The 24,442-nt window shown below is 34.8% G+C and carries 26 protein-coding genes and 1 other annotated feature; of the genes, 22 read left to right on the top strand and 4 right to left on the bottom strand.

Annotation, left to right across the window (positions count from 1 at the left end):
• Nucleotides 1-9 precede the first annotated feature (9 nt).
• The gene (locus tag BN2390_RS16130; RefSeq protein WP_053985337.1) at nucleotides 10-1,164 is read left to right on the top strand and encodes an AI-2E family transporter; all 1,155 of its coding nucleotides are present in this window, start codon (nucleotides 10-12) and stop codon (nucleotides 1,162-1,164) included.
• Nucleotides 1,165-1,226: 62 nt separating this feature from the next.
• On the opposite strand, the gene BN2390_RS16125 is transcribed toward BN2390_RS16130, so the two are convergent.
• Both BN2390_RS16125 and tyrS read right to left on the bottom strand, forming a co-directional pair.
• The gene (locus BN2390_RS16125) at nucleotides 1,227-1,841 is read right to left on the bottom strand and encodes a putative immunity protein (protein WP_330373807.1); all 615 of its coding nucleotides are present in this window, start codon (nucleotides 1,839-1,841) and stop codon (nucleotides 1,227-1,229) included.
• A gap of 121 nt (nucleotides 1,842-1,962) precedes the next feature.
• A complete protein-coding gene (gene tyrS / locus BN2390_RS16120) occupies nucleotides 1,963-3,189 on the bottom strand; it encodes a tyrosine--tRNA ligase (RefSeq protein ID WP_053985336.1) in 1,227 nt (408 codons plus the stop codon).
• Between the two features lie 71 nt (nucleotides 3,190-3,260).
• Nucleotides 3,261-3,455 (bottom strand) — a binding site (T-box leader).
• A gap of 136 nt (nucleotides 3,456-3,591) precedes the next feature.
• Here tyrS and BN2390_RS16115 point away from each other — a divergent pair.
• Nucleotides 3,592-5,547 (top strand): glycogen debranching protein, encoded by a 1,956-nt coding sequence (locus BN2390_RS16115; protein ID WP_053985335.1) that lies wholly within the window; start codon nucleotides 3,592-3,594, stop codon nucleotides 5,545-5,547.
• A 58-nt stretch (nucleotides 5,548-5,605) separates the two neighbouring features.
• On the opposite strand, the gene BN2390_RS16110 is transcribed toward BN2390_RS16115, so the two are convergent.
• Nucleotides 5,606-6,016 (bottom strand): hypothetical protein, encoded by a 411-nt coding sequence (locus BN2390_RS16110; protein ID WP_053985334.1) that lies wholly within the window; start codon nucleotides 6,014-6,016, stop codon nucleotides 5,606-5,608.
• A 147-nt stretch (nucleotides 6,017-6,163) separates the two neighbouring features.
• Nucleotides 6,164-6,382, bottom strand: coding sequence for a DUF378 domain-containing protein (locus BN2390_RS16105; RefSeq protein ID WP_053985333.1), 219 nt, complete (start codon nucleotides 6,380-6,382; stop codon nucleotides 6,164-6,166).
• 190 nt (nucleotides 6,383-6,572) lie between these two features.
• On the opposite strand from BN2390_RS16105, the gene BN2390_RS16100 reads away from it, so the two are divergent.
• The 20 genes from BN2390_RS16100 (at nucleotide 6,573) to BN2390_RS16005 (ending at nucleotide 24,436) form a co-directional block, all read left to right on the top strand.
• On the top strand, nucleotides 6,573-7,529 hold the full coding sequence (locus BN2390_RS16100) for a tRNA modification radical SAM protein MnmL/YtqA (RefSeq protein ID WP_053985332.1): 957 nt from the start codon (nucleotides 6,573-6,575) through the stop codon (nucleotides 7,527-7,529).
• A gap of 47 nt (nucleotides 7,530-7,576) precedes the next feature.
• Nucleotides 7,577-8,632, top strand: a complete 1,056-nt coding sequence (locus BN2390_RS16095; protein ID WP_053985331.1) for a M23 family metallopeptidase — start codon at nucleotides 7,577-7,579, stop codon at nucleotides 8,630-8,632.
• Nucleotides 8,633-8,729: 97 nt separating this feature from the next.
• Nucleotides 8,730-9,425, top strand: a complete 696-nt coding sequence (locus BN2390_RS16090) for a metallophosphoesterase (protein ID WP_053985330.1) — start codon at nucleotides 8,730-8,732, stop codon at nucleotides 9,423-9,425.
• A gap of 17 nt (nucleotides 9,426-9,442) precedes the next feature.
• On the top strand, nucleotides 9,443-10,807 hold the full coding sequence (locus tag BN2390_RS16085; RefSeq protein WP_053985329.1) for an RsmF rRNA methyltransferase first C-terminal domain-containing protein: 1,365 nt from the start codon (nucleotides 9,443-9,445) through the stop codon (nucleotides 10,805-10,807).
• Between the two features lie 50 nt (nucleotides 10,808-10,857).
• Entirely contained in the window at nucleotides 10,858-11,589 is a 732-nt protein-coding gene (locus BN2390_RS16080; RefSeq protein ID WP_053986349.1) for a pseudouridine synthase, read from the top strand.
• A 30-nt stretch (nucleotides 11,590-11,619) separates the two neighbouring features.
• On the top strand, nucleotides 11,620-12,300 hold the full coding sequence (locus BN2390_RS16075) for an HAD family hydrolase (protein ID WP_053985328.1): 681 nt from the start codon (nucleotides 11,620-11,622) through the stop codon (nucleotides 12,298-12,300).
• Nucleotides 12,301-12,406: 106 nt separating this feature from the next.
• The gene (argF, locus tag BN2390_RS16070) at nucleotides 12,407-13,342 is read left to right on the top strand and encodes an ornithine carbamoyltransferase (RefSeq protein ID WP_053985327.1); all 936 of its coding nucleotides are present in this window, start codon (nucleotides 12,407-12,409) and stop codon (nucleotides 13,340-13,342) included.
• 134 nt (nucleotides 13,343-13,476) lie between these two features.
• A complete protein-coding gene (gene serC / locus BN2390_RS16065; protein ID WP_053985326.1) occupies nucleotides 13,477-14,568 on the top strand; it encodes a 3-phosphoserine/phosphohydroxythreonine transaminase in 1,092 nt (363 codons plus the stop codon).
• Nucleotides 14,565-15,722, top strand: coding sequence for a phosphoglycerate dehydrogenase (locus BN2390_RS16060; RefSeq protein WP_053985325.1), 1,158 nt, complete (start codon nucleotides 14,565-14,567; stop codon nucleotides 15,720-15,722). Before serC ends, BN2390_RS16060 begins: the two co-directional genes overlap by 4 nt.
• A gap of 157 nt (nucleotides 15,723-15,879) precedes the next feature.
• Nucleotides 15,880-16,452 carry an ATP-binding protein gene (locus BN2390_RS16055; RefSeq protein WP_053985324.1) on the top strand — a complete coding sequence of 191 codons (573 nt, stop codon included), beginning with the start codon at nucleotides 15,880-15,882 and terminating at the stop codon, nucleotides 16,450-16,452.
• Nucleotides 16,453-16,589: 137 nt separating this feature from the next.
• A complete protein-coding gene (rsxC, locus tag BN2390_RS16050; RefSeq protein WP_053985323.1) occupies nucleotides 16,590-17,906 on the top strand; it encodes an electron transport complex subunit RsxC in 1,317 nt (438 codons plus the stop codon).
• An 18-nt stretch (nucleotides 17,907-17,924) separates the two neighbouring features.
• Nucleotides 17,925-18,917 (top strand): RnfABCDGE type electron transport complex subunit D, encoded by a 993-nt coding sequence (locus BN2390_RS16045; RefSeq protein ID WP_053985322.1) that lies wholly within the window; start codon nucleotides 17,925-17,927, stop codon nucleotides 18,915-18,917.
• The gene (locus tag BN2390_RS16040; protein WP_053985321.1) at nucleotides 18,914-19,480 is read left to right on the top strand and encodes an RnfABCDGE type electron transport complex subunit G; all 567 of its coding nucleotides are present in this window, start codon (nucleotides 18,914-18,916) and stop codon (nucleotides 19,478-19,480) included. The genes BN2390_RS16045 and BN2390_RS16040 overlap by 4 nt, the downstream gene beginning before the upstream one ends.
• A 1-nt stretch (nucleotide 19,481) precedes the next feature.
• A complete protein-coding gene (rsxE, locus tag BN2390_RS16035) occupies nucleotides 19,482-20,078 on the top strand; it encodes an electron transport complex subunit RsxE (RefSeq protein ID WP_053985320.1) in 597 nt (198 codons plus the stop codon).
• A 10-nt stretch (nucleotides 20,079-20,088) separates the two neighbouring features.
• The gene (gene rsxA / locus BN2390_RS16030) at nucleotides 20,089-20,664 is read left to right on the top strand and encodes an electron transport complex subunit RsxA (RefSeq protein WP_053985319.1); all 576 of its coding nucleotides are present in this window, start codon (nucleotides 20,089-20,091) and stop codon (nucleotides 20,662-20,664) included.
• A gap of 14 nt (nucleotides 20,665-20,678) precedes the next feature.
• Nucleotides 20,679-21,479, top strand: coding sequence for an RnfABCDGE type electron transport complex subunit B (locus BN2390_RS16025; RefSeq protein WP_082238825.1), 801 nt, complete (start codon nucleotides 20,679-20,681; stop codon nucleotides 21,477-21,479).
• Between the two features lie 157 nt (nucleotides 21,480-21,636).
• The gene (locus BN2390_RS16020; RefSeq protein WP_053985318.1) at nucleotides 21,637-21,888 is read left to right on the top strand and encodes a DUF4321 domain-containing protein; all 252 of its coding nucleotides are present in this window, start codon (nucleotides 21,637-21,639) and stop codon (nucleotides 21,886-21,888) included.
• 14 nt (nucleotides 21,889-21,902) lie between these two features.
• Nucleotides 21,903-22,478 (top strand): Maf family protein, encoded by a 576-nt coding sequence (locus BN2390_RS16015; RefSeq protein ID WP_053985317.1) that lies wholly within the window; start codon nucleotides 21,903-21,905, stop codon nucleotides 22,476-22,478.
• Between the two features lie 93 nt (nucleotides 22,479-22,571).
• A complete protein-coding gene (radC, locus tag BN2390_RS16010; protein WP_053985316.1) occupies nucleotides 22,572-23,255 on the top strand; it encodes a RadC family protein in 684 nt (227 codons plus the stop codon).
• A 170-nt stretch (nucleotides 23,256-23,425) separates the two neighbouring features.
• A complete protein-coding gene (locus tag BN2390_RS16005; protein ID WP_053985315.1) occupies nucleotides 23,426-24,436 on the top strand; it encodes a rod shape-determining protein in 1,011 nt (336 codons plus the stop codon).
• Nucleotides 24,437-24,442 lie beyond the last annotated feature (6 nt).

The raw sequence follows: 24,442 nt of genomic DNA, 5'->3' as shown, positions 1-24,442 counted from the left end.
AGTAACCCGATGAAATTTGAAAAAAATAATAAGTATTTTACAATTAGTGTTTATATTGTTGTAAGTATACTTGTCACCATCTTAGGTGCCTTCTTGCTTATTAATTTCAAACTCATGGGGGGATATATAGCGACTTTTGTAAAGTGGTTGTTTGACTTATTTAAACCGCTTATATTTGGTATAATTATAGCCTATCTTTTAGATCCACTTACACATTTCTTTGAAAGATGGATTAAAAGAATTTTTCACAAAGAGTCTGTGAATCGTAGCTGGCCAACGCTATTTACTTTACTTACTTTTATCCTTATTGTTTTACTATTTACTTTAGTCATTGTGATGAATGTAAGAAAGGTTATAGGGGGAGGGGCAATTCAGAATTTACAAGATAGTTTGACTGGATATGCACAGTATTTTACAAGTATGATTCAAAATATGGATTTTGCAACATCAAAGTTACCATTCTTACAAAATGGGGGAGACTTGATTGGACGTGTTTATGAAGGTATTAATAGTTTTGTAAATTGGCTTAGTAGCAAGGGGGTAGATACCCTTACAAATTTAGGGGGCAACTTGCTTAACCTTGGCCTTGGCTTTGTCATTGCCTTCTATACCCTTAAAGATAAAACTAAATTGCTTCGTATATATAATCGCTTTTTAAGTTTAATTGTGCCAGATAAAATGGAAAGTGAAGTAAGAGATATAGGACGTGATATAGACTATGTTTTTTCTGGATATATTAGAGGGCAATTAATTGATGCAGTTATTATGGCGACGTTGATTAGTGTGACATTAATGGTAATAGGCATAGATTTTGCGATTATCATCGGTGTTATCTCAGGAATATTTAATCTTATTCCATACTTTGGACCAGTTGTAGGCTTTATTTTAGCAGGTCTTATTGGTTTTATAGGTCCACATCCTATTAGAGGTGTCTATGCGGTAATTGCAGTAATGATCTTGCAGCAAATAGATGGCTGGTTCATTGTGCCGAAGGTAATGGGTAAAACTGTCAAGCTTCATCCTATAGCAGTCCTTTTAGCAATTGTTATAGGGGGGAAACTTTTTGGTTTGGTTGGTATTCTATTAGGTGTCCCAACGGTGGCATTTATCAGGTTATTGATTATGCGATATATGGGGGATCTATTTAATGGAGAAGAGTGCTAAAAGATACTAAGCAAAAAAGGATCGATCACTTGTGAAAGTGTAATCGATCCTTTTTTGCTATTTTAAAGCTTACCTTTAGCATGAGTATCCTTAACATATAATAAAGCTTCTTTATTTGGTTTATTAGGTTTAACTAAGAAGTTTGCCCAACTTCTCTGGTGCTCAAATACCTCAATGTTTTCTTGCCACCATAGTAAGCGATTCATATAGTACTGTATTTTTTTAGTAACCTCATATTGATAGTTCTGATAGTTATTTTTGATGACAATAGCAGTGAGCTCATAAAAAACAAGACCTAAGGCATGGGTTTCTACATGGACAGTTGCACATCCTTGACCAACAGCATGGTAGAGTGCAATAAAGTAATCATTATCTATAGATTTTGCAACAGCATGACAATCTAAGATAGCTCTTTTAGCAACAGGCATTTTGACTTCACCTCTTGCCCATAAATCGGATAGCATAAAAGCCGCTTGTGACTCAGATTCGTTTGGATAGGCTGTCTTTATTTCATCTAGAGGGATTTGTAGACAGTCAAATATCCACATGATGAGCGTGGTATGTTTTTGGAGGCAGATAAGTTTTCGAAGTTCTTGTAAACAGTCACTATCTCGTGTAAAAAGTATTTTATTATGTTTTTTTATTTTTAAATCTACATCATTAAATATAATTATCACCTCATTCTTTAAATAGAGATATAAAATAACTCATTTGAAGAAGCTTCCTAGAATAAAGTTATTGAATAAAATAAAGTAGGGCCACCAGTTGGGTAGCCCTCTTATTATCTATAGATTAAGATTAAACAAGATTTACTTGATGGAATACTTTTTTACCTTTTTGAATCATTAAAGCACCATCGTTGAATAAATCAGTAGTTACTTTGAAGTCAATGGCTTCAACAGGTTTTCCTTCAATTTTAATACCGTTTTGTGTAAGGAGACGACGTGCTTCAGAACGTGTTGCAACAATTCCTGTATGGTCTACAAGAAGGCTAATGATATCTAGACCTTCAGCAAAAAGGTCAGCATTTAAATTTGTAGTTGGTAGGGAACCACTTGCTCCTTTACCAGCAAAAGCAGCTTGAGCAGCTTCTTGTGCTTTTGCAGCCTCTTCTTCACCATGAACAATTTTTGTAATTTCAAAAGCAAGTTTAGCTTTTGCTTTATTAATTTCGGCACCTTCTACGCTGCAAAGTGCATCGATTTCATCCATTGGAAGGAAGGTAAGAAGGCATAGACATTTTCTAACGTCAGCATCAGCTACGTTTCTCCAATACTGGTAGAAGTCGTAAGGAGATGTTTTTTCAGCATCTAGCCATACAGCACCATTTTCTGTTTTACCCATTTTCTTACCTTCACTGTTTGTGAGAAGAGAGAAAGTCATACCAAATGCAGTATCGCCATGAAGACGTCTTACAAGTTCAACACCACCAAGGATATTTGACCATTGGTCGTTACCGCCAAGTTCTAATTTACAGTTATATTTTCTGTAAAGCTCTAGGAAGTCATAAGATTGCATAAGCATGTAGTTAAATTCTAAGAAAGAAAGACCTTTTTCAAGACGTTGTTTGAAACATTCAGCTGTAAGCATACGGTTTACAGAGAAATGTACACCAACTTCGCGAAGGAATTCGATATAGTTTAAATTAAGAAGCCAATCTCCATTGTCAACAATCATTGCTTGTTCATTATCAAAAGAAATAAAACGAGAAAGTTGTTTTTTAAAACAAGCTACGTTATGTTTAATAATTTCAGGAGTAAGCATTTTACGCATATCTGTCTTACCAGTTGGGTCACCAACCATACCTGTACCGCCACCTAAAAGGGCGATTGGACGATGTCCGGCTTGTTGCATGTGAGCCATAGCCATAACTGTTACGAAATGACCTACGTGTAAACTATCAGCAGTAGGGTCAAAACCAATATAGAAAGTTACCTTTTCTTTTTCTAACAGTTCTCTAATTTCTTTTTCATGTGTTGTTTGTTGGATAAATCCACGTTCCATTAAGGTATCAAATACGTTCATTCTTAAAATCCTCCTAATAAGTTGTCTAGAGTAATTAAAAAAGTTAATAAAAAAAGGGTGCCTCGCCTTATAAAAAGGACGAGATCACCCGTGGTACCACCTTTGTTCGCAAAATACATTGCCTCTAACATGATAACGGTATGTAACCGGCACATATGTGCAATTCAAAAGGTGTAATTCATAATAGATTCCTGCATACTTGCACCAACCGTATGCTCTCTGAAAAGGCAAGTCTATTACTACTCAATCTTTATCAACATTTTTAGACTATATAATTGGTTATTATTATAACATAGCGAAAGAAATTTGCAAGACTTGAATTTTATCTGTATAAAATTACCAGAATATGGTAGACTATATAATGATTTATATTTTCTAAACACACAAGTAGGGAGGGAGCTTATGTTTGAAATAGAGAAGGGTTTTCCCTTGTTGGGGTGTAAGCTAATTAGAGATCGGTGCAATTTTGGAATCTACGCAACAACTGCACGTTGTATGATCCTTAAAATTTATAGATTTGTTTACGAAGAAGTACCACTAGTAGAAGTAATTCTTGATCGTGAGACTTCTTGCATGGGGGATGTTTTTTGTATAAGTATCAAAGGTGTAGAAGAGGGATTTGCTTACACCTGGCAGACAGTTACAGAAAAAGGAGAGATGAGTATACCTCTTATTGATCCCTATGCTAGAAGTTTGTCAGCTTTTCCTAAAGGGAGTAATCATTATAAGAATATCGTTGTCAATGATAAAGTATATAAAGGAGAACGTCCTTTTATTCCATGGGAAGAAACAATCATTTATGAGATGCATGTAGGTGCTTTTACAAAAAGTCCTACAAGTCAAATTGAAAATAGGGAAAGAGGAACTTTTGAAGGCTTATTAAAAAAATTACCCTATTTAAAAGAGTTGGGTGTTACTAGTTTAGAATTAATGCCAATTTTTAAATGGAATAAGCATACACTTTCTAATAAACATCCTATTACTCAAGAAACTTTACAAGATGAATGGGGGTATAATAGTATTTCCTTTTTTGCCCTTCAAGAAGTCTATGCAATGGATAGAGGGGCCCTTGGAGAAGTTAAAGAATTTAGGAAATTTGTAGAGGCTATTCATCAAAATGGTATGGAAGTTATTTTAGATGTAGTATATAACCATACAGGTGAAGGGGGACAAGACGGGAAAGTCTTTAATTTTAAGGCATTAGCTCCAGAAGTATATTATAAATGGAATGGGAGCTATCATCGTAATGATGCTGGTACAGGTAATACACTCAATAATAAGCATATTGTGACAAAGCAACTTATTCTAGATAGTCTGCGCTATTGGGTTGTGTGTATGGGGATTGATGGCTTTAGATTTGATCTGGCATCTATTTTAATGCAAAATGAAGTTGGTAATTGGTATGCTGGTTCGATTATGGAGGATATTGCCAATGATCCTATCTTATCACATGTAAAGCTTATTGCTGAATGTTGGGATGCAAAAGGTGCCTATGATGTAGGGCGTATGCCATACCCTATAGCAGAATGGAGTGATTGTTATAGAGATACTATGCGTCGATTTGTAAGAGGCGACCAAGGTATGACTAATGCAGTTGCAAAGTGTTTAACAGGGAGTGAAATACAATTTCAAGATACTAGGAAAAATAAGACGCATACGATACAATTTATTACTGCACATGATGGCTTTACAATGTGGGATCTTGTTTCTTATCAATATAAACAAAATAGGTTAAACGGTGAAGGAAACAGAGATGGCAATAATAATAACTATAGCTACAATTGTGGAGAAGAGGGCGAAACACAGAATGAGAAAATTATCTCGATAAGAAAAAAACGTATAAAAAATTATTTTGCTTTATTGTTACTCTCACAAGGAATACCTATGCTTTTGATGGGAGATGAGTTGGGAAGATCGCAAAAAGGTAATAATAATGCTTTTTGTCAAGATAATGAAGTCACATGGGTAGATTGGAGCTTAACGGAGAAAAATAAAGAAATTCTAGAATTTGTAAAATCAATGATTAAATTTAGGAAAGAAAGTAATTGTTTTAAAGCAATAAATAAAGAACAACTAAAAATTACTTTTCATGGGGTCAATTATAACGAACCAGATTGGTCGTATTATTCTTGTAGCTTAGCTGAGCAAATAGAAGTAGGTTCAGAAAAACTGTATATTATGATGAATAATTATATTGAGCCTCTTGTATTTGATTTACCAAAACAAGAACAAGGTTGGCAACTGATTATTGATACATCACAATCCCAAAGTTTTATAGGATGTCACCTTAAAGTTCAAGAAACAAGATATTGTATGAATCCATTTACAATATGTGTTTTTAGATGTTGTACAAAATAGTAGGGTCGTCATTATAAAGTATTATAATGACGACCCTACTATTTTTATAATGAGCGTATTAAGCTACTAGATATGGTGAAAGTGCAGCAGGAATTTCTTTGCTTGAGCAAGAAGCACCAACGACGAAATTAACATCATATTTATCAGATAACTTATTAAGTTTTTCAATGAAACATGCTAATTCATCGATACCGAATTGGGTGATTTGAATAAGTTCATCAATAAAGACAAGTTCAATATCATGATTACTAGATAAGATACCACATAGAAAACCGAAGAAATCATGGGCATTAATAGGAAAAGACGTTGTTTCGATAAGACGAATGTGATGAGAAAGTGCGAAACGATGCTGGGTTGTACTATCAATATAAACAATATGACCATCTAATGATCGACATCTTTCGTTTGCTAAATCAATCATTTGTTTTGTTTTACCTTCACCTGTTTGACCTGTAATAATCTGTATCATGGTTATCACCCCTAATATGATTTATTAATATACATATTCAACATATTGCCTAAAATATCCTTTAAATTTAAAAAAAGTTTTATAAAAATTTCAATAAAAATTGGTATAAAAATAACTAGATAGATATTCTATCTAGTTATCTAAAAATTAACTATTCATACGACTATTAGATATTTTTCCAAACATAGTGAGTGCGTAAAGACCAGCAATACCCACTGCTGCATAAATCACACGACTAATCCATGATGCCATTCCGCCAAACAACATAGCAACTAAATCAAATTGGAAAAATCCAATAAGACCCCAGTTAATAGCACCGATAATAACTAAAGTAAGTGCAATATAATCTAAAGCTTTTGTATCCATGACTTCCACCTCTTTTAGAGAATTGATAAAATCTATGTTTAATAGTATAGATAAAAATTTTTTTTTTATACAAAATAAGCTAACATGGAATATATAACCAATTTGTATATATATATATAATGTAAGGCTTGTTTGACAAACAAGGTCAGTCGTTTTACCATAAAAGGAAAAACGAAGGAGCTAGAATGTTATGGCTTATAGACGTTATGCAGATACATTAAAAGAAAAATATGGTGAAAAGGTATATAAAATACCTGTAAACTTACCTGTAACGTGTCCGAATCGTGATGGTAACTGTGGCACAGGAGGGTGTACATTTTGTAGTGAAGTAGGGATAGGTTATGAACTTCTTGATACAAAGATACACATACAGGACCAACTCAAGCAAAATATTGACTATATAGGGAAGCGTTATAAAGCACATAAGTTTATTGCTTATTTACAAAATTTTAGTAATACTTATATGCCTCTCGAGCAATTTAAAGGGGTACTCGACCAAATTAAATATGATGGGTTAGTTGGAATTAGTATTTCAACAAGACCAGATTGTATCCATGAAGATTACCTAGTGGCAATCAAAGAATGGCAAGATGAAACAGGCTATGATGTATGTATTGAATTAGGTTTGCAAACAATGAATTATCATACATTAAAGCAGATTAATAGAGGACATGGTTTAAGTGAGTACCTAGATGCTGTTTTACGTATTAAACGTTATGGATTTGAAATCTGTACCCATCTCATTTTAAACTTGCCGTGGGATAATATGGATGATGTTATTGAAAATGCAAAGCTTATGAGTGTTTTAGGGATAGATTATATTAAGTTACATGCTTTATACATTACCAAGAATACGAAGATGGGACGCCAGTATGAAGCAGGTGAATTTGAAATGATTTCAAAAGAAGAATATGAAGAGCGTGTTATAACTTTCTTACGTTATTTATCAGATAAGGTTGTAGTGCAACGTATTATTGGTAGAGCACCAGAAGAATATACTTTATTTGCTAACTGGAATACAAGTTGGTGGAAAATTCATGATGAAATTATCGCCAAGATGGGTGAGGAAGGCTTTGTGCAAGGAGACTTATGCCATTATCAAAATGGAAGGGCTTTGCAACGTTTTATGACTAAAGAAGAAGCATAGTATTTATGCTTCTTTATTTTTTTATAAATAGAGAGAGGGGAGATTATATGAATAAATTTGAACGGGTTATAGGGCAAATGACTTATGATATGGGGAGAAAAAGGCAAGTTTCTAAGAATAGACGTGAAAGATCTTATGGGACACCAGTGAGATCTGCTACAAAAGTTAATAGACCATCTATGATGAGATCGGCATCTAAGTCAACAACAAATACTAGACAAAGTAGAACGCAGTTTGCAGTGATAGAGGGAACAGAGAGCTTAAAGAAGTTTATAGGTATTTTATTGATTGCAGTAGGAATCCTATTAATCCTAACGAAATGTGCAGGAAGCTTTGGGGGGGGGAGTAAAAAGGCAGAAGTAGATAGTAAAACGCCAGCGACTATACAAGTAACATCAGCTTATACTGAACATATTCAAGATTTCGAAATAGGTGGAGACACGTTAAAGCGATTGATGGAACTTTCTATTCAATACAAAAAGGACTATGCCCATACACTTGCTGTATGGGCAGTAGAGTCTTATAAGGAGACACCTTTAGCTGAAATAGAACAATCTATCAAAGAAAAAGATACAACGAATTTCTTAGATGAATTTGGAATGTATGACAATGCTACAGATGTGTACAAGCAATTTATCTATGATATTAAATCTTTTCCAATTAGGGAGAAAAATGTGTATACCTATGAAAATGGATGGAAAGACTCTAGAACTTATAATGGAAATAGGTTACATTATGGTATTGATATTATGTCTAAAGCCAATGAATCTGGACAAATTAAAATAAGAAGTATGACGGATGGTACTGTTGAAAATATAGGATGGAATCAGACAGGAGGATACAGGGTAGGTATTCGGAGTGAAAGTGGTGCCTATTTTTACTATGCACATCTTCATTCCTATGCGAAGAATTTAAAGCAAGGTGACCGGGTACAAGCAGGAGAAGTAATTGGTCTTATGGGAGATAGTGGCTATGGTGAAGAAGGAACTACTGGCCAATTTCCAGTTCATCTTCATATAGGGATTGCAGTGAAGACACCTGATAATGTAGAATTTTGGATTAATCCTTATAGTATTTTGCAATATTTAGAACAAAAATCCTAGAGGGATGGATTGTGAGGGACATTGGAATAGATAAAGACTTATGTTATAATAGCTCAAGATACTTTTTAAGAAGGCGATCATATAAAGGAGTAAAAAAATGAAAATCTATGCAATCGGAGATTTGCATTTAGCATTGAGTACAGATAAGCCTATGGAAGTCTTTGGACCTAAATGGGAAAATCATGTGACTAGGTTAACGGCGTGCTGGAAACAGCTCGTAACGGATAAAGACATTGTTATTCTTTGTGGAGATCTGTCTTGGGCTATGAAACTAAATGAGGCAAAGGTAGACCTGGATTTTATTGATCAGTTACCAGGCAAAAAGGTATGTATCAAAGGTAATCATGATTATTGGTGGGAGAAAATAGGTGTTTTAAATACACTCTATGATTCCATCTATTTTATTCAAAATACCGCCTATAAAGTAGGTAGATATGCTATATGTGGTACAAGAGGATGGATGCACTTTGATGATGCTTCGCAGGAAGATAAAAAGATTTATTTAAGAGAGCAAGAACGCTTAAAACTTTCATTTCAAGATGGAATTAAAAAAGGTGCAGAAGAAATAATAGTGGCACTTCATTATCCTCCTACCAATGACAAAAGAGAAGATTCACCCTTTACTGCGCTTATTGAGCAGTATCCAGTGCGACAAGTAATGTATGGTCATCTTCATGATGAAACAGGATGGGAAAAAGCCTTAAAAGGAAGCTACAATGAACGAATGTACCACTTAGTTGCTGCAGATTACTTGGAGTTTTGCCCTAAATTAATATTAGAAATTACAGAATAAGATAAAGAGGACATAAAATGGAATTACCAGTTAAGTTTAAAGAAAAGATACAAGGACTTCTACAAGATGAGTTTGAAGCGTATTTAGACAGTTATAGCTTCCCAGAATATCAAGGCATTCGCATAAACACATTAAAGTTAGGGAAAGAAGCATGGGATAACATTTGTCCTTTTGAAGGGCTAGAAGCTGTATCTTGGTGTAAGGAAGGTTACTATTATCAAGAAGGGGATAGACCAGGGAAGCATCCATACTATCATGCAGGGCTTTATTATATGCAAGAACCAAGTGCGATGGCACCAGGTGCTTATATTCCAATTGAAGAAGGAGATAAAGTACTAGACCTTTGTGCTGCTCCTGGAGGTAAATCTACACAAGTAGGTGCTAGGTTAGGTCAAACAGGACTACTTGTAAGTAATGATATTAGTGCGACGCGTGCTATGGCTTTGATGAAAAATATTGAGAACTTTGGTATACGTAATAGCATGATTACAGCAGAAACCTCTGAACGTTTAGCAACCAAGTTCAAAGGTTATTTTAATAAAATTTTAATAGATGCGCCCTGTTCAGGTGAAGGAATGTTTAGAAAAAATGAAAATGCAGTAAAGAGTTGGGAGACTCATGGTATTGAACATTGCTGCAACCTTCAACGTATCATATTAGAAGATGCTTACACAATGCTTAAAACTGATGGGATGATGCTGTATTCAACCTGTACCTTTTCACCAGAAGAAAATGAAGGAATGATAGAAGCATTTTTAGAAAAACATCCTGATTGTCAGATTATACCTTTAACAGGTGTTGGTGGCATTAAACAAGGCAGACCAGAATGGAGTGATTCTAAAAAAGATACTCTAAGTGGAGCGTTAAGATTGTGGCCACATCATTTAAAGGGTGAAGGGCATTTTGTATGTCTTATTCAAAAATTAGGTGAGGCTTTTGACGAAACTAAGCGTCTATCTATTAAAAAGCGTATTAAAGATATTCCTATTTTAAAAGAGTTTATTGAAACAAATACACATCTAGATATTAATACACCGATTATTGAACTTAAAAATAAAATTTACTTACAAACAGAAGATGCACCGGATTTAGAAGGGCTTCGTGTGATACGCAGTGGGATGTATTTAGGTGAGGTTAAAAATAAACGTTTTGATCCTTCACAAGTATTAGCTTTAGCCTATCCAAAAGAAATGTTTAAAAATTATATCGACTTACAAATAGAAGATGCAAATGTGATAAAATACTTAAAAGGTGAGACTCTACTTATAGAAGCACCAAAAGGTTTTAATGTAATAGGCGTAATGGGACATCCTTTAGGATGGGTAAAAAGTCAAAATGGAACACTTAAAAACTTATATGCTACGAATTGGCGTATGATGTGATAGATGCTTTACATGAGACAAATATAATAAGAAATGATGGTAGATATAAAATGATAGAAAAGAAAATGCGACTTGATAAATATTTAGTGCATACAGGATATGGTTCTCGCTCAGAAGTCCAACAACTTATAAAAAAGAAAAAGGTCAAAGTGAATGGGGAAGTTGAAAAACGTCCAGAATGTAGTATTAGCCCTAGTGAAGCAGTTGTTACACTAGGTGAGGAAGTAGTAGACTATAAGCCTTTTTATTACTATATTTTAAATAAACCAGCAGGCTATATTACTGCAACCGAAGATCCAAGACAAGAAACGGTGATGGATCTTTTAGACCCTGTAACAAAAGGGAGAAGTTTAGCACCTGTTGGAAGGTTAGATAAAGATACAGAAGGATTACTTCTCTTAACCAATGATGGAAAAATGGCACATAGTCTTTTATCACCTAAGAAGCATGTAGATAAATGTTACTATGCTGAGGTAAATGGTAAGGTAGTAGAAGCTGATATTGAAGCTTTTGAGTCAGGTGTAGAGATTGGTGAAGCAAAACCTTGTATGCCAGCAGGACTTGAAATTATAGAGGCAAATGAAGAAACTTCTAAGGTTTATATTACAATTAGAGAAGGTAAGTTCCATCAAGTGAAGCGTATGATGAAAGCTGTAGGTAAGGAAGTAACCTATTTAAAACGTGTAAGTATGGGGGATTTTAAATTACCAGAGGCATTAGCAATTGGTGAATATCGTCAATTAACAGATGAAGAACTTGGTCAGTTAACAATGAATAACTAGATAAAAAATATTAGCTTGAGGGGGAATGGTATGAAACGTACATTTGATGCAGTGATTTTTGATTTAGATGGAACATTAGTAGATTCTATGTGGGTATGGTCTAAAATTGATGAAGATTATTTAGGTCGTTATGGTATAGAAGTAGATGAGATGCTTGAATCAGAACTTGAAGGTATGAGTTTTACAGAGACGGCTGAATATGTTAAAAACCGTTTTCAGCTTGAAGATAGTGTAGAAAAGATTAAAGCAGATTGGAATCAGATGGCATCTGACTTCTATAGAGCACAAGTGCCACTAAAAAAACATGTGCGTGAGTTCTTGGAATATCTAGAATCACAAGATATTAAGATGGGCATTGCAACAAGTAATTCTCATGAATTAGTGGAGATTGTACTTGAGGCACATGGTATGCGTCAAAAGTTTGCAAGTATTCGTACCTCTTGTGAAGTAGAAAAAGGAAAACCTTATCCCTATGTATATCAGCAAGTTGCAAAGGATTTAGACGTTGAACCTACACGCTGTCTAGCTTTTGAAGACGTACCTAATGGCGTACTTGCGGCAAAAAGAGCAGGGATGACTATCTGTGCAATTCGTGACCGTCAAGTAGCGGAAATGGAAGAAGTTCTTAGGCAGGAAGCAGATTATTTTGTTGAAGACTACAAACAAATTATAGAGTATTATGAATCAGAACATAAAAAATCCTATGCATAAAATTTGCATGGGATTTTTTTATAAAACTATTGATTTAAATAAATATTGAAGTATAATATTTATAAAAATACAAATTATTAAATAAATATAAATTAGGAGTGATGATATGTTTGGATTAAAAGGTAAATCATTTTTAACTTTACATGATTTTTCAAGTGAGCAAATAGGAGAGTTACTAGAACTAGCAGCAGTACTTAAAGCAAAGAAAAAGATGGGAATTAAAGGAGAGACTTTAAACGGAAAAAATGTAGCTCTTATTTTTGAAAAACCTTCCACACGTACACGTTGTGCTTTTACAATAGCATGTACGGATGAAGGTGCACATCCAGAGTATTTAGGTAAAAATGATATCCAACTAGGTTATAAAGAAAGTGTTAAAGACACAGCGCGTGTACTTGGCCGTATGTTTGATGCTATTGAATTCCGAGGTTTTTCTCAAAAAACAGTAGAAGAGTTAGCAGAGTATAGTGGTGTACCTGTTTACAATGGATTGACAGATATGTATCATCCTACACAGATTTTAGCAGACCTCCTTACTGTCAAGGAGCACTTAGGGAGCTTAAAAAGAAAGAAATTTATCTATATTGGAGATGGACGTAATAACATGGCCAATAGTCTTATGATTGGGTGTTGTAAAATGGGTATGCATATGGTTATTATTGCACCAGAAAGTTTATGGCCTGAGTCAGGTCTAGTTACAACTTGTACAGCATATGCTAAGAAGAGTGGGGGGAGTTTAACTATAACAGAAGATCTTAATAGTGTAAAAGGGGCAGATGTACTTTATACAGATGTATGGTGCTCAATGGGTGAAGAAGAAAAAGCGTCAGAACGTATTAAAATGTTAAAGCCTTACCAAATTAATATGGATCTTATTACTAAGACTGAAAATGAAAATGTGATTTTTATGCACTGCTTGCCTGCAGTTAAAGAAAATGAAGTAACAGAGGAAGTATTTGAATCTAAGTATTCTGTTGTATTTGATGAAGCTGAAAATCGTATGCATACTATAAAAGCTGTTATGGTAGCGACATTAAGCTAAAATGAAAAAATAATAAAACTTGGCATCATTATTCTAAAAGTTTCAGAAAATTATTGACTAATTAATAGAAATTATCTATAATTTAACATTATACTACACTAAAGTGTAAAAGAATCTAAGAGGAGGATGTCAAGATGAGAGTATATAACTTTTCAGCAGGACCTGCTGTATTACCACTTGAAGTATTAGAAAAAGCACAAAGAGAACTTGTATGCTTTGAAGATGCAGGAATGAGTGTAATGGAGATGAGCCATAGGTCCAAAGCGTATATGAAGATTATTGAAGAAGCAGAGGCAAAGCTTCGTAGTCTGATGAATATACCGGATCATTATAAAGTGCTTTTTTTACAAGGTGGTGCTTCACTTCAATTTGCAATGGTACCTATGAATTTGATGGTGGGTTCAAAAAAAGCAGATTTTATTGATAGTGGTGTTTGGTCATCAAAAGCCATTAAAGAAGCTAAAAAATTTGGGAAGGTTAATGTGATTGCATCCTCCAAATCTGATACTTATAGCCATATACCAACTTATAAGAAGAGTCAATTTGACAAAGATGCTGACTATGTTTACATTTGTGAAAATAATACCATTTATGGTACGAAATTTAAAACATTACCTGAAACGGGTGATGTACCATTAGTAGCGGATCTATCTTCTTGCATCATGTCTGAAGTTATCGATGTCACAAAATATGGTGTAATCTTTGCAGGTGCTCAAAAGAATTTAGGGCCAGCAGGTGTTACAGTTGTCATTATACGTGAGGATTTGGTAGGAAAAGCAGATGAGATTATACCAACTATGTTGAACTACCAAACACATGTAGATAATGATTCTATGTTTAATACACCACCAACTTATGCTATTTATATGCTTAAACTTGTATTTGAATGGGTAGAAGCACAAGGAGGTGTTGCTGCTATTGAAGCACGTAACAAAGAAAAAGCAGCACTTCTTTACGACTTCTTAGACCAATCTGAACTTTTTAAAGGAACAGCAGCAATAGAAGATCGTTCCTTAATGAATGTACCATTTGTAACAGGAGATGAAGTACTTGACGCAGCCTTTGTTAAATCCGCTACAGCTTGTGGACTTGTCAACTTGAAGGGACATAGGAGTGTAGGTGGTATGCGTGCAAGCATTTATAATGCAATGCCTATAGAAGGTGTAAAAGCATTAGTCGACTTTATGAAAGCATTTGAGATTGAGCATAAGGAGGCGATGAAATGAATAAAATCTATACTTTAAATAAAATTTCTTCTAAGGGGATAAAGTTATTTGGAGAAAATTATCTTGTTCAAGATTCATTAGAAGAGGCAGATGCAATTTTAGTAAGAAGTGCCAAGATGCATGATATGGAACTACCAGTCCATGTTAAAGCTATTGCAAGAGCCGGTGCTGGTGTGAATAACATTCCCGTTGAAAGTTGTGCAGAAAAAGGAATCGTTGTCTTTAACACACCAGGTGCTAATGCAAATGCGGTTAAAGAAATTGTCATTGCAGGCCTTCTGCTTTCCTCTAGAAAAATAGTAGAAGGCATTAACTGGGCAGGGACATTAACAGAAAATGTAGCTAAGGAAGTAGAAGCAGGTAAAAGTGCTTTTATAGGACCAGAAATTCTAGGTAAAAAGTTAGGGGTTATAGGACTTGGTGCAATAGGTGTTATGGTTGCTAATGCAGCACAAGCGCTTGGGATGGATGTTATAGGTTATGATCCATATATATCTGTTGATGCAGCGTGGGGGATTTCACGTCATATTCATCATGCACTTTCACTTGAAGAAATTTTAACAGAGGCAGATTATATTACGATACATGTCCCCCTTACACCAACGACTAAGAATATGTTTAATGATGAAGCTTTTGCAAAAATGAAAAAAGGTGTGCGTATTCTTAATTTTTCACGTGATACTTTAGTAGATAACGAAGCCGTACTAAGAGCAATTCAAGAGGGAATTGTTGAAAAATATGTAACAGATTTCCCGGTAGATGGACTTATTGGTCATCCTAATATTTTAATCATTCCACATTTAGGAGCCTCAACACCTGAATCAGAAGAAAACTGTGCAGTGATGGCTGTTAAACAGGTGAAAGATTACTTAGAAAATGGTAATATTGTAAACTCAGTAAATTTCCCACAATGTGAGATGTCATGGAATGCTGCATTTAGACTAACAATTATACATAAAAATATACCTGCTATGATTGGAAAGATTACAAATATTATTGCAGAAGAAGGCATTAATATTTCAGATATGCTTAACAAGAGTAAAGGAGAATGGGCATACACAATGATTGATACGGATACAAAAGTAACCGATCAAAATGTTCAAAATATCTTAGATATTGATGACATTATTAATGTGAGAGTCCTTTCAAAATAGATAGGTGAAAAGAGGGACTGTTACAGGACAGTCTCTTTTTTTTGTAGCTATATCATTATTTGGAATAATAAAAGAGATGAAATAGGAATGAGGTTCTGATATTATAGAGAGAATAGTTGAAAAAGTATAAACTAATCAGGGAGAAAGGGTGCTTAAGATGAAGGAGTTATCACTACATATTTTAGATATTGTACAAAATAGTATTAGGGCAGAGGCAAATTGGATTAAGGTTATTGTAGATGAAGATCCTGAGAGTAATTGGCTGACTATTTCGATTGAGGATAATGGTAAAGGGATACCAGAAGGTATTAAGGCTACTGTGACCAATCCATTTACGACAACAAGAACATTGAGGAAGGTAGGGCTAGGTCTTCCTTTATTTAGTCAATTATGTGTAGAGTGTGAAGGAGAGCTAAAGGTTACAAGTGAAGAAGGGAAGGGAACTTGTATTATTGGAAAACTACGCTACGATCATATTGATCGTTTACCTATAGGGGATGTGGCAAGTACAATGAAAACACTGATTCTGGCTAAATCAGATATTCACTATGTTTATGAGCATCATTATAGGAAGCAAATTTTTATATGTGATACTGAAGAAATTAAAGGGATGCTAGAGGGGGTGCCTATACAGGATTTAGAAATTCTAGAGTGGGTCGAGAACTTTATTAAAAATAATGTAGAGGCATTGTATGAATGTTGGAAGAATAGTGTAAACATTGATAAATAATAAACTTATCCCAAATTGGTTGAGAAAACGGATTATTAAGTTTATAATTTTTATAGGATAGGTCAAAAATTGTCTTATTCTTATAGTTATTATACTCACATTTTACTAAAAGTAAGACAGAGAAAGGGAGGAGTACAATGAAGCACTTAAGTTTTAAAAAGGGTATACACCCTAAGTATCACAAAGAACTTACTAATGCCAAACCAATTGAGCTTTTATTGCCTAAGGAAGAATTAGTATATCCAATGCAACAACACATTGGTAGCCCATGTAAGCCACTTGTGAAAAAAGGAGATCGGGTGTTAGTTGGACAAAAAATTGGTGAGCCAACAGGTTTTGTGGGTGCCCCTATTCACAGTAGTGTATCAGGAACCGTTAAAGTGGTAGAAGAGAGAGTGAACCATCAAGGGCATCTTGTAATGTGCGTTGTTGTAACAAATGATTTTACATATGAAGAGATATTAGAGTTAAAAGATGGTGGAGTAGAGGACTATACAAAACTTACCAGTGAAGAGATTGTAGCTATTATTAAAGAAGCTGGTTTAGTTGGGATGGGTGGTGCAACTTTCCCGACGTTCATTAAGTTATCACCACCAAAAGATAAGGTAATTAAACATATTATAGTAAACGGTGCTGAGTGTGAACCCTATCTCACTTCTGACCACAGGGTAATGTTAGAAGAAGGTGAGCGCATTATAGCAGGACTGAAAATTTTATTGCATATGTTCAAAGATGCAACAGCATTTGTTGGTATTGAAGACAATAAGATGGATGCAGTAGAAAATATGAGTAGGTTATGTGAAAAAGAATCAAAAATAGAAGTAAAAGTCCTTGAGACCAAATATCCTCAAGGTTCAGAAAAACATCTGATTTATGCGACAACAGGTTTAGAAGTACCTAGTGGGAAGTTGCCAGCAGATGTCGGAGCTATTGTTCTTAATGTAGATTCCATTGTAGCCATTTGGAGAGCGGTTACAAAGGGTAGACCGATTATGAGACGAATCGTTACTGTAACAGGAAATGGTGTTAAAAATCCAACAAACTTTAAAATAAGATTGGGTATGAGTTTTAGAGATGTACTAGAAGCAGCAGGGTGGGATGAACAAGCAACTGTGAAAGTCATTTCAGGAGGGCCAATGATGGGGGCAGCTCTTAGTTCAGTAGATGTACCTATTGGTAAAGGAACTTCAGCTATTTTATGTTTAACGGAAGATGAAGTAGATGCAACACCAACATCTAATTGTATACGCTGTGGCAAATGCATACAGGCATGTCCAATGCGTCTGGTACCTAATGCCTTACATCATGCAGCCTTACACCATGAGGATGATGAGTTTAAAGCGTATTATGGAATGGATTGTATAGAATGTGGTAGTTGTTCTTATGTGTGCCCTGCAAAAAGACAATTAGTACAATCAATACGTACAGCAAAAAATAGAGTGAGACAAAAATAGCCAGGGGGAGAAATAGACATGGATAAATTACTAAGTGTATCCTCATCACCACATCAACGCCAAGCCCATAGTGTTTCTAGTATTATGCGCGATGTTATTATTGCTTTAATACCGGCACTCTTGGTAGGTACATATTTATTTGGGATGAGAGCATTATTACTTACGGTTGTATCAGTTGCATCTTGTGTGGCATTTGAGGCCATATGGCAACACTTTACCCATCAACCATTAACGATTAAAGATTTAAGCGCAGTTGTAACAGGTATACTTATAGCTTTCAACTTACCAGCTACTGCACCTATTTATGTGCCTATTATAGGTGCTTTTGTAGCAATTATTTTAGCTAAACAATGTTTTGGTGGTATTGGACAAAACTTCATTAACCCAGCATTAGCTGCACGTGCGTTCTTACTTGCAGCCTATCCACAAGCTATGACAAGTTTTGAAATACCAGAACGTTTTATTGGAACTGTAGCGCCTGTATCCGATGTAGTAGGTGCGGCCACAGCAGTTGATGCCTTAGCAGGTGCAACACCTCTAGTAGCTTTAAAAACACAAAATGTATTAGCCATGCCAACTATGTTAGATGCTTTTGTGGGAAATATTGGAGGTTGTCTAGGTGAAGTATCAGCACTTGCTATTTTATTAGGAGGCCTATACCTCATTTATAAAAAAGTAATTACTTGGCATATTCCTGTATGCTATTTAGTTACAATGTTTGTAATGACATTGCTCTTTGGAGGAGTAGGGGTACAAGCAAGCTTTACTTCTTTATTTTTAGGGGGGGCAATGCTTGGTGCATTCTTTATGGCAACAGATTATACAACAAACCCTATGACCTTAAAGGGGCAGATTATCTTTGCGGTATGTGCAGGTATTATTGCTTCTGTTATTAGACTCTTTGGTGGTTATCCAGAAGGTGTAAGCTACAGTATTTTAATTATGAATTTAGTTGTACCTATTATTGATAAATTTGTTAAGCCAGTACGTTTTGGAGGTGGTAAAGCATGAGAGAACCATTAAAACTTGGAGCAGTTTTGCTTATTATCACGACTATTTGTGGTGGTTTACTTGGATTTATTAATGCAAAAACATCACCTATTATTGCACAGGGTAAAGAAAAGTCACAGCAAGAAGCTGTACAACAACTTTTACCTAGTGCAAAAGAAATGGAAGAAGTAATAGTTACAGATACACCAAGTCTTGAAACGGTTTTTGTAACATATGACAATGGTACGTATACAGGTGCAGTAGCAAAAGTGTATCCTGATGGGTTTGGTGGAAGTATTGAACTTTTAGTAGGTATGCAAGCAGATGGAAATCTAGCAGGTATTCAAGTTCTAAGTCATGCTGAAACACCAGGTCTTGGCGCAAATATGACTCTTGATAGCTTTAAAGAGCAATTTCCAGGGCAAGTAACGCCTCTTGAAGTAAGTAAGACTTCTAGTGGTCAAGGAGAAATTATGGCAATTACAGGCGCAACGATTACAACACGTGCAGTTGTAGATGGCGTTAATGTGGCAACTGAATATATGAAAGCGCATCAAGCTAACTGGGAAAAGGGGGAATATTAAGATGAAAACGCTTATCGAACGCTTAAAAGCGGGGATTATTACAGATAATCCAGCATTTATGCAAGTATTAGGTATGTGTCCAACACTTGCTGTTACAACAAGTGCCAATAACGCTATAGGTATGGGACTTGCAACAACTGCTGTTTTACTTTGTTCTAATACAGTTATTTCTTTACTTAGAAAATGTATTCCTTCTAAGGTGCGTATACCAGCCTTTATTGTAATCATTGCAAGTTTTGTTACAATGATTGATTTACTTTTACAGGCTTATATTCCAGCATTACATGCACAACTTGGATTATTCCTTCCTCTAATCGTTGTAAACTGTTTAATTTTAGGAAGAGCAGAAGCTTATGCTTCTAAAAATAAAGTTCTACCTTCTCTTTGGGATGGCTTAGGTATGGGACTTGGATTTACCATTGCTCTTACGATGATTGGTGTTGTAAGAGAAATATTAGGAGCGGGAACGATCTTAGGGTTACAAGTCATGCCTGCAAGTTATGACCCAGCTATTATTATGATTTTGGCACCAGGTGCATTCTTTACTTTAGCGATTATTATGGCTATTTTAAATGCACTGAGAGCAAAGAAGAAGTAGGGGGCGGAATATGGAACTATTACTATTATTTTTAAGTGCTGCACTAGTAAATAACTTTGTACTTTCAAGATTCTTAGGGATTTGTCCTTTCTTGGGTGTATCTAAAAAAATTGAAACCGCATTAGGAATGGGAATGGCAGTAACCTTCGTTATGGGGCTTGCATCATTAATTTCTTATGTTGTATTTGAATTTATTCTTGTACCACTTAAGTTAGAGTATATGTATACAGTAGCATTTATTTTAGTTATTGCTTCACTTGTACAGTTTGTAGAGATGGTTATTCAAAAAACAAGCCCATCTTTATATTCAGCATTAGGGGTATACTTACCACTTATTACGACTAACTGTGCTGTACTTGGGGTAGCCATTATCAATATGCAAAAATCTTATTCACTTGTTCAGTCTGTTGTTAATGGTGTAGGTGGAGCTGCTGGTTTCACTATTAGTATTGTACTTCTTGCGGGAATTCGTGAACGTATTGAAAAAAACAATATATTACCTTGTTTAAAAGGTTTCCCTATTACACTTATTTCAGCAGGTTTTATGGCTATAGCATTTTTAGGTTTTCAAAACCTTATTAAATAGAAGGGGGAAACAAGATGAATATCATGGAAATAGTCAATCCTATTCTTGCAATAGGAAGTATGGGATTATTATTTGGTGTAGGACTTGGTATTGCTTCGAAGAAATTTGCAGTACCAGTAGATGAACGTGTAAGTGCAATACGTGATCAACTTCCAGGGGCTAACTGTGGTGGTTGTGGCTTTGCAGGTTGTGACGCTTTTTCTAAAGCAGTTGCAAATGGAGAAGCAAAAACAAATGGTTGCCCTGTAAGTAGTGATGAACAAAAAGCTGCTATTGCAGAAATTATGGGAGCTACAAATGAAGTTGGTGCAAAACAAGTTGCCATTGTAAGATGCCAAGGCACAATGGATAAAGCTAAGCTTAAATATAACTATGAAGGTATTGAAAGTTGTGAAGATGCACATTTAGTAGGCAATGGACCAAAAGGTTGTGCATATGGTTGTCTAGGATTTGGAAGTTGTGTAAAGGCATGTCCTTTTGATGCACTTACTATAGAAAATGGCTTAGCAACTGTGGATGAGGCAAAATGTAAAGCATGTAGTGCATGTGTTGCAGCTTGCCCAAGACATCTTATATACATAGGTCAGAGCGAAACAAAGTATCAAGTCAAATGTATGTCTCATGATAAAGGGAAGAATGTAAAGACTGTATGTGAGGTAGGTTGTATTGGTTGTGGACTTTGTCTTAAACAATGTGAAGTAGGCGCCATCAAACTTGAAAATGCACTTGCAACCATTGATGCAGACTTATGTATTGGATGTGGAAAATGTGTAAGTAAATGTCCAACACATGCATTAGTTGTTCATAATTTATAATGTTAAGTCAAAAGAGATTGTTTGTTTAAACAATCTCTTTTTTAGTGTAGATAATCTTCTAGAATCTTATTTTTAGTACCTATGTATAAGAATTAAAATATGGTACAATAAAGAAGATTTTTGAATGAACAAAAGATAAAAGTGAGGGGGGCACTAAATGAAAACAAAAAGCTTTTGGGTTTTATTACTTTGTATGTTAGCAGGGTTAACAGTGGGGTATTTTATAGGAGATTTATGTGCAAGAGTTCCGTTTTTAGATTTCCTTAACTATAGTCAAGTATTTGGCTTAGAGCAACCTGTTAGTGTGGATTTTGGTATTTTAGCAGCAGTTATTAAAGTGCAAATTAAAATCAGCTTAGCAGGTGTGTTAGGAATGATTGGTGGTATAGTTATTTATAAAAAGATTTGATTAAGGAGAGTCATATGTGTAAATTGATTTTAGCTTCTTCATCGCCGAGAAGAAAGGAATTAATGGGACTTATTCCTGTTGATTTTAAAATAGAAACAAAAGAAGTAGAAGAAAGTATAGATGCCCGTTTAACACCTGAAGAAAATGTTAAGACTTTAGCGAGTAAAAAAGCATATGCAGTAGCCGAAAGTTTTAAAGAAGAATGGGTACTTGGATGTGATACAGTTGTTGTACATCAAAATAAGATATTAGGAAAACCTAAAGATGCCTCAAATGCTAAAGAGATGCTTGCTGCTCTTAGCGGTGACAAGCATGAGGTCTATACTGGAATAAGTCTTTATCACATCAACAAAAATATTCATATTCAGTGTGCAGTGTGTAGTAGTGTCTATATGCGAAATATCGAAGAAGCTGAAATGAATTGGTATATAGCAACAGGTGAACCACTTGACAAAGCGGGTGCATATGGTATACAAGGATATGCAAGTAACTTTATAGAAAAAATAGAAGGTGATTATTTTAATATAGTTGGCTTGCCTATATCTACAGTGTATAAAATATTAAGAAGTCAAGGTATTATTAACCTATAAAAAGTAAGGTCTTCTGAAATAAAATCTTAAAAATTAGTATAAATCTGAAAATAATCGGTAATCATTTAATAGGTTATAAAAGGAGTTACCATTATGAAGATTGAAGATTTTCCATTAGAAGAAAGACCATATGAAAAATTTTTGAAATATGGCGAGCAAAGCTTAAGTGATCTAGAACTTTTGACTATTCTTATACGTACAGGTACTCAAACAAAAAGCAGTATGGATATAGCTCGAGAGCTGTTAGTCGATGAAAAAGGACGTACTAACTTGCTTAGACTTTATGAAAATAATCTAGAACGTTTAATGCGTATTAAAGGTATAGGAAAAGTTAAAGCAATCCAGATTTTAACTTTATTAGAAATGAGTAAAAGACTATCACAAACAACGTATAGTCATAAAATGAAGTGGCAATCACCAAAAGATGTAGCCAATTATTTTATGGAAGACTTAAGGCATAAAAAGATAGAGCAATTTTTAGTTGTCTATTTAGATACCAAATGTAAGTGTTTGGGGTATGAAGCGATATCTAAAGGAAGTTTAAATGCTTCAATTGTTCATCCAAGAGAAGTATTTAAAGGTGCTATTTTAAAATCTGCATATAGTATCATAGCTTTGCATAACCATCCGAGTGGTGATCCAACACCAAGTAGAGAAGACATTCAAATTACAAATAAGTTAAAATCTTCTGGAGAAATGTTAGGAATAGGGTTGCTAGATCACATTATTATTGGAGATGGCTTATTTATTAGTTTTAAAGAGCAGGGCTATCTCTAAAATATTTATAAAGTAAATGCAGTTTTTATGTTGAAAAACAACGAAAAAGACTGTATCATGTTAACAGTGGGATTTTATGCAAATTCTATAGGATGATGAATAAATTAGATGAATTAATTGAATTCAAATAGGATCAGAAGATGAAATTGACATGGTAGGAGGAACTAATTATGTTCGGAAGAGATATGGGAATTGACTTAGGTACAGCAAATACACTTGTATTTGTAAAAGGTAAAGGTATCGTAGTCAACGAACCTTCAGTAGTAGCAATAAAAGAAAAAACAAACCAAATTTTAGCTGTAGGTGATGAAGCTAAAAAAATGATCGGTAGAACACCAGGTAACATTGTAGCAATTCGTCCACTTAGAGATGGGGTTATTGCAGACTTTGGAACAACAGAAGCAATGATTCGTTACTTTATTGGTAAAGCTTACAAGCAATCATTATTTTCACCAAAACCACGTGTGATTATCTGTGTACCATCAGGTGTTACATCAGTTGAAAAACGTGCAGTAGAGGAAGCAACAATTAAAGCAGGTGCAAAACAAGCACTTATTATGGAAGAACCAATGGCTGCTGCAATTGGGGCTAATCTTAGAGTAGGAGAGCCAACAGGTAATATGGTTGTAGACATCGGTGGTGGTACAACTGACGTTGCAGTTATTTCATTAGGTGGTATTGTAGCAAGTAAATCTCTTCGTATTGCTGGAGATGAATTTGATGAATATATTGTATCTTACATTAAAAAAGAATATAACCTTATGATAGGTGAACGTACAGCAGAACAAATTAAACTTACAATTGGTGCAGCTTATCCAACAGGTGAAAACAATACAATGGAAATTAGAGGTCGTGACCTTGTAACAGGACTTCCAAAAATCTTAACAATCACTTCTCAAGAGGTAACAGAGGCAATTAAAGAGCCTGTTAATGCCATTGTAGAAGCAATTAAGTTTACTTTAGAAAAAACACCACCAGAATTATCAGCAGATATTATGGAAAGTGGTATTATGCTTACAGGTGGTGGTGCACTTCTTACAGGTTTAGATACACTAATCAGTTTAGAAACAGGTATGCCTGTTAATATTGCGGAAAATCCATTAGACTGTGTAGCGCAAGGTACTGGCTTAGCGCTTGAAAATATTGAAAAGTGGGCAGGACTATTTGCCGACGATAAATAGACAAGG

Origin of the sequence: Niameybacter massiliensis (assembly GCF_001282685.1) — a bacterium.
In the GTDB taxonomy this organism is placed as follows: domain Bacteria; phylum Bacillota; class Clostridia; order Lachnospirales; family Cellulosilyticaceae; genus Holtiella; species Holtiella tumoricola.
This window is presented reverse-complemented; position numbering and strand designations above follow the sequence as displayed.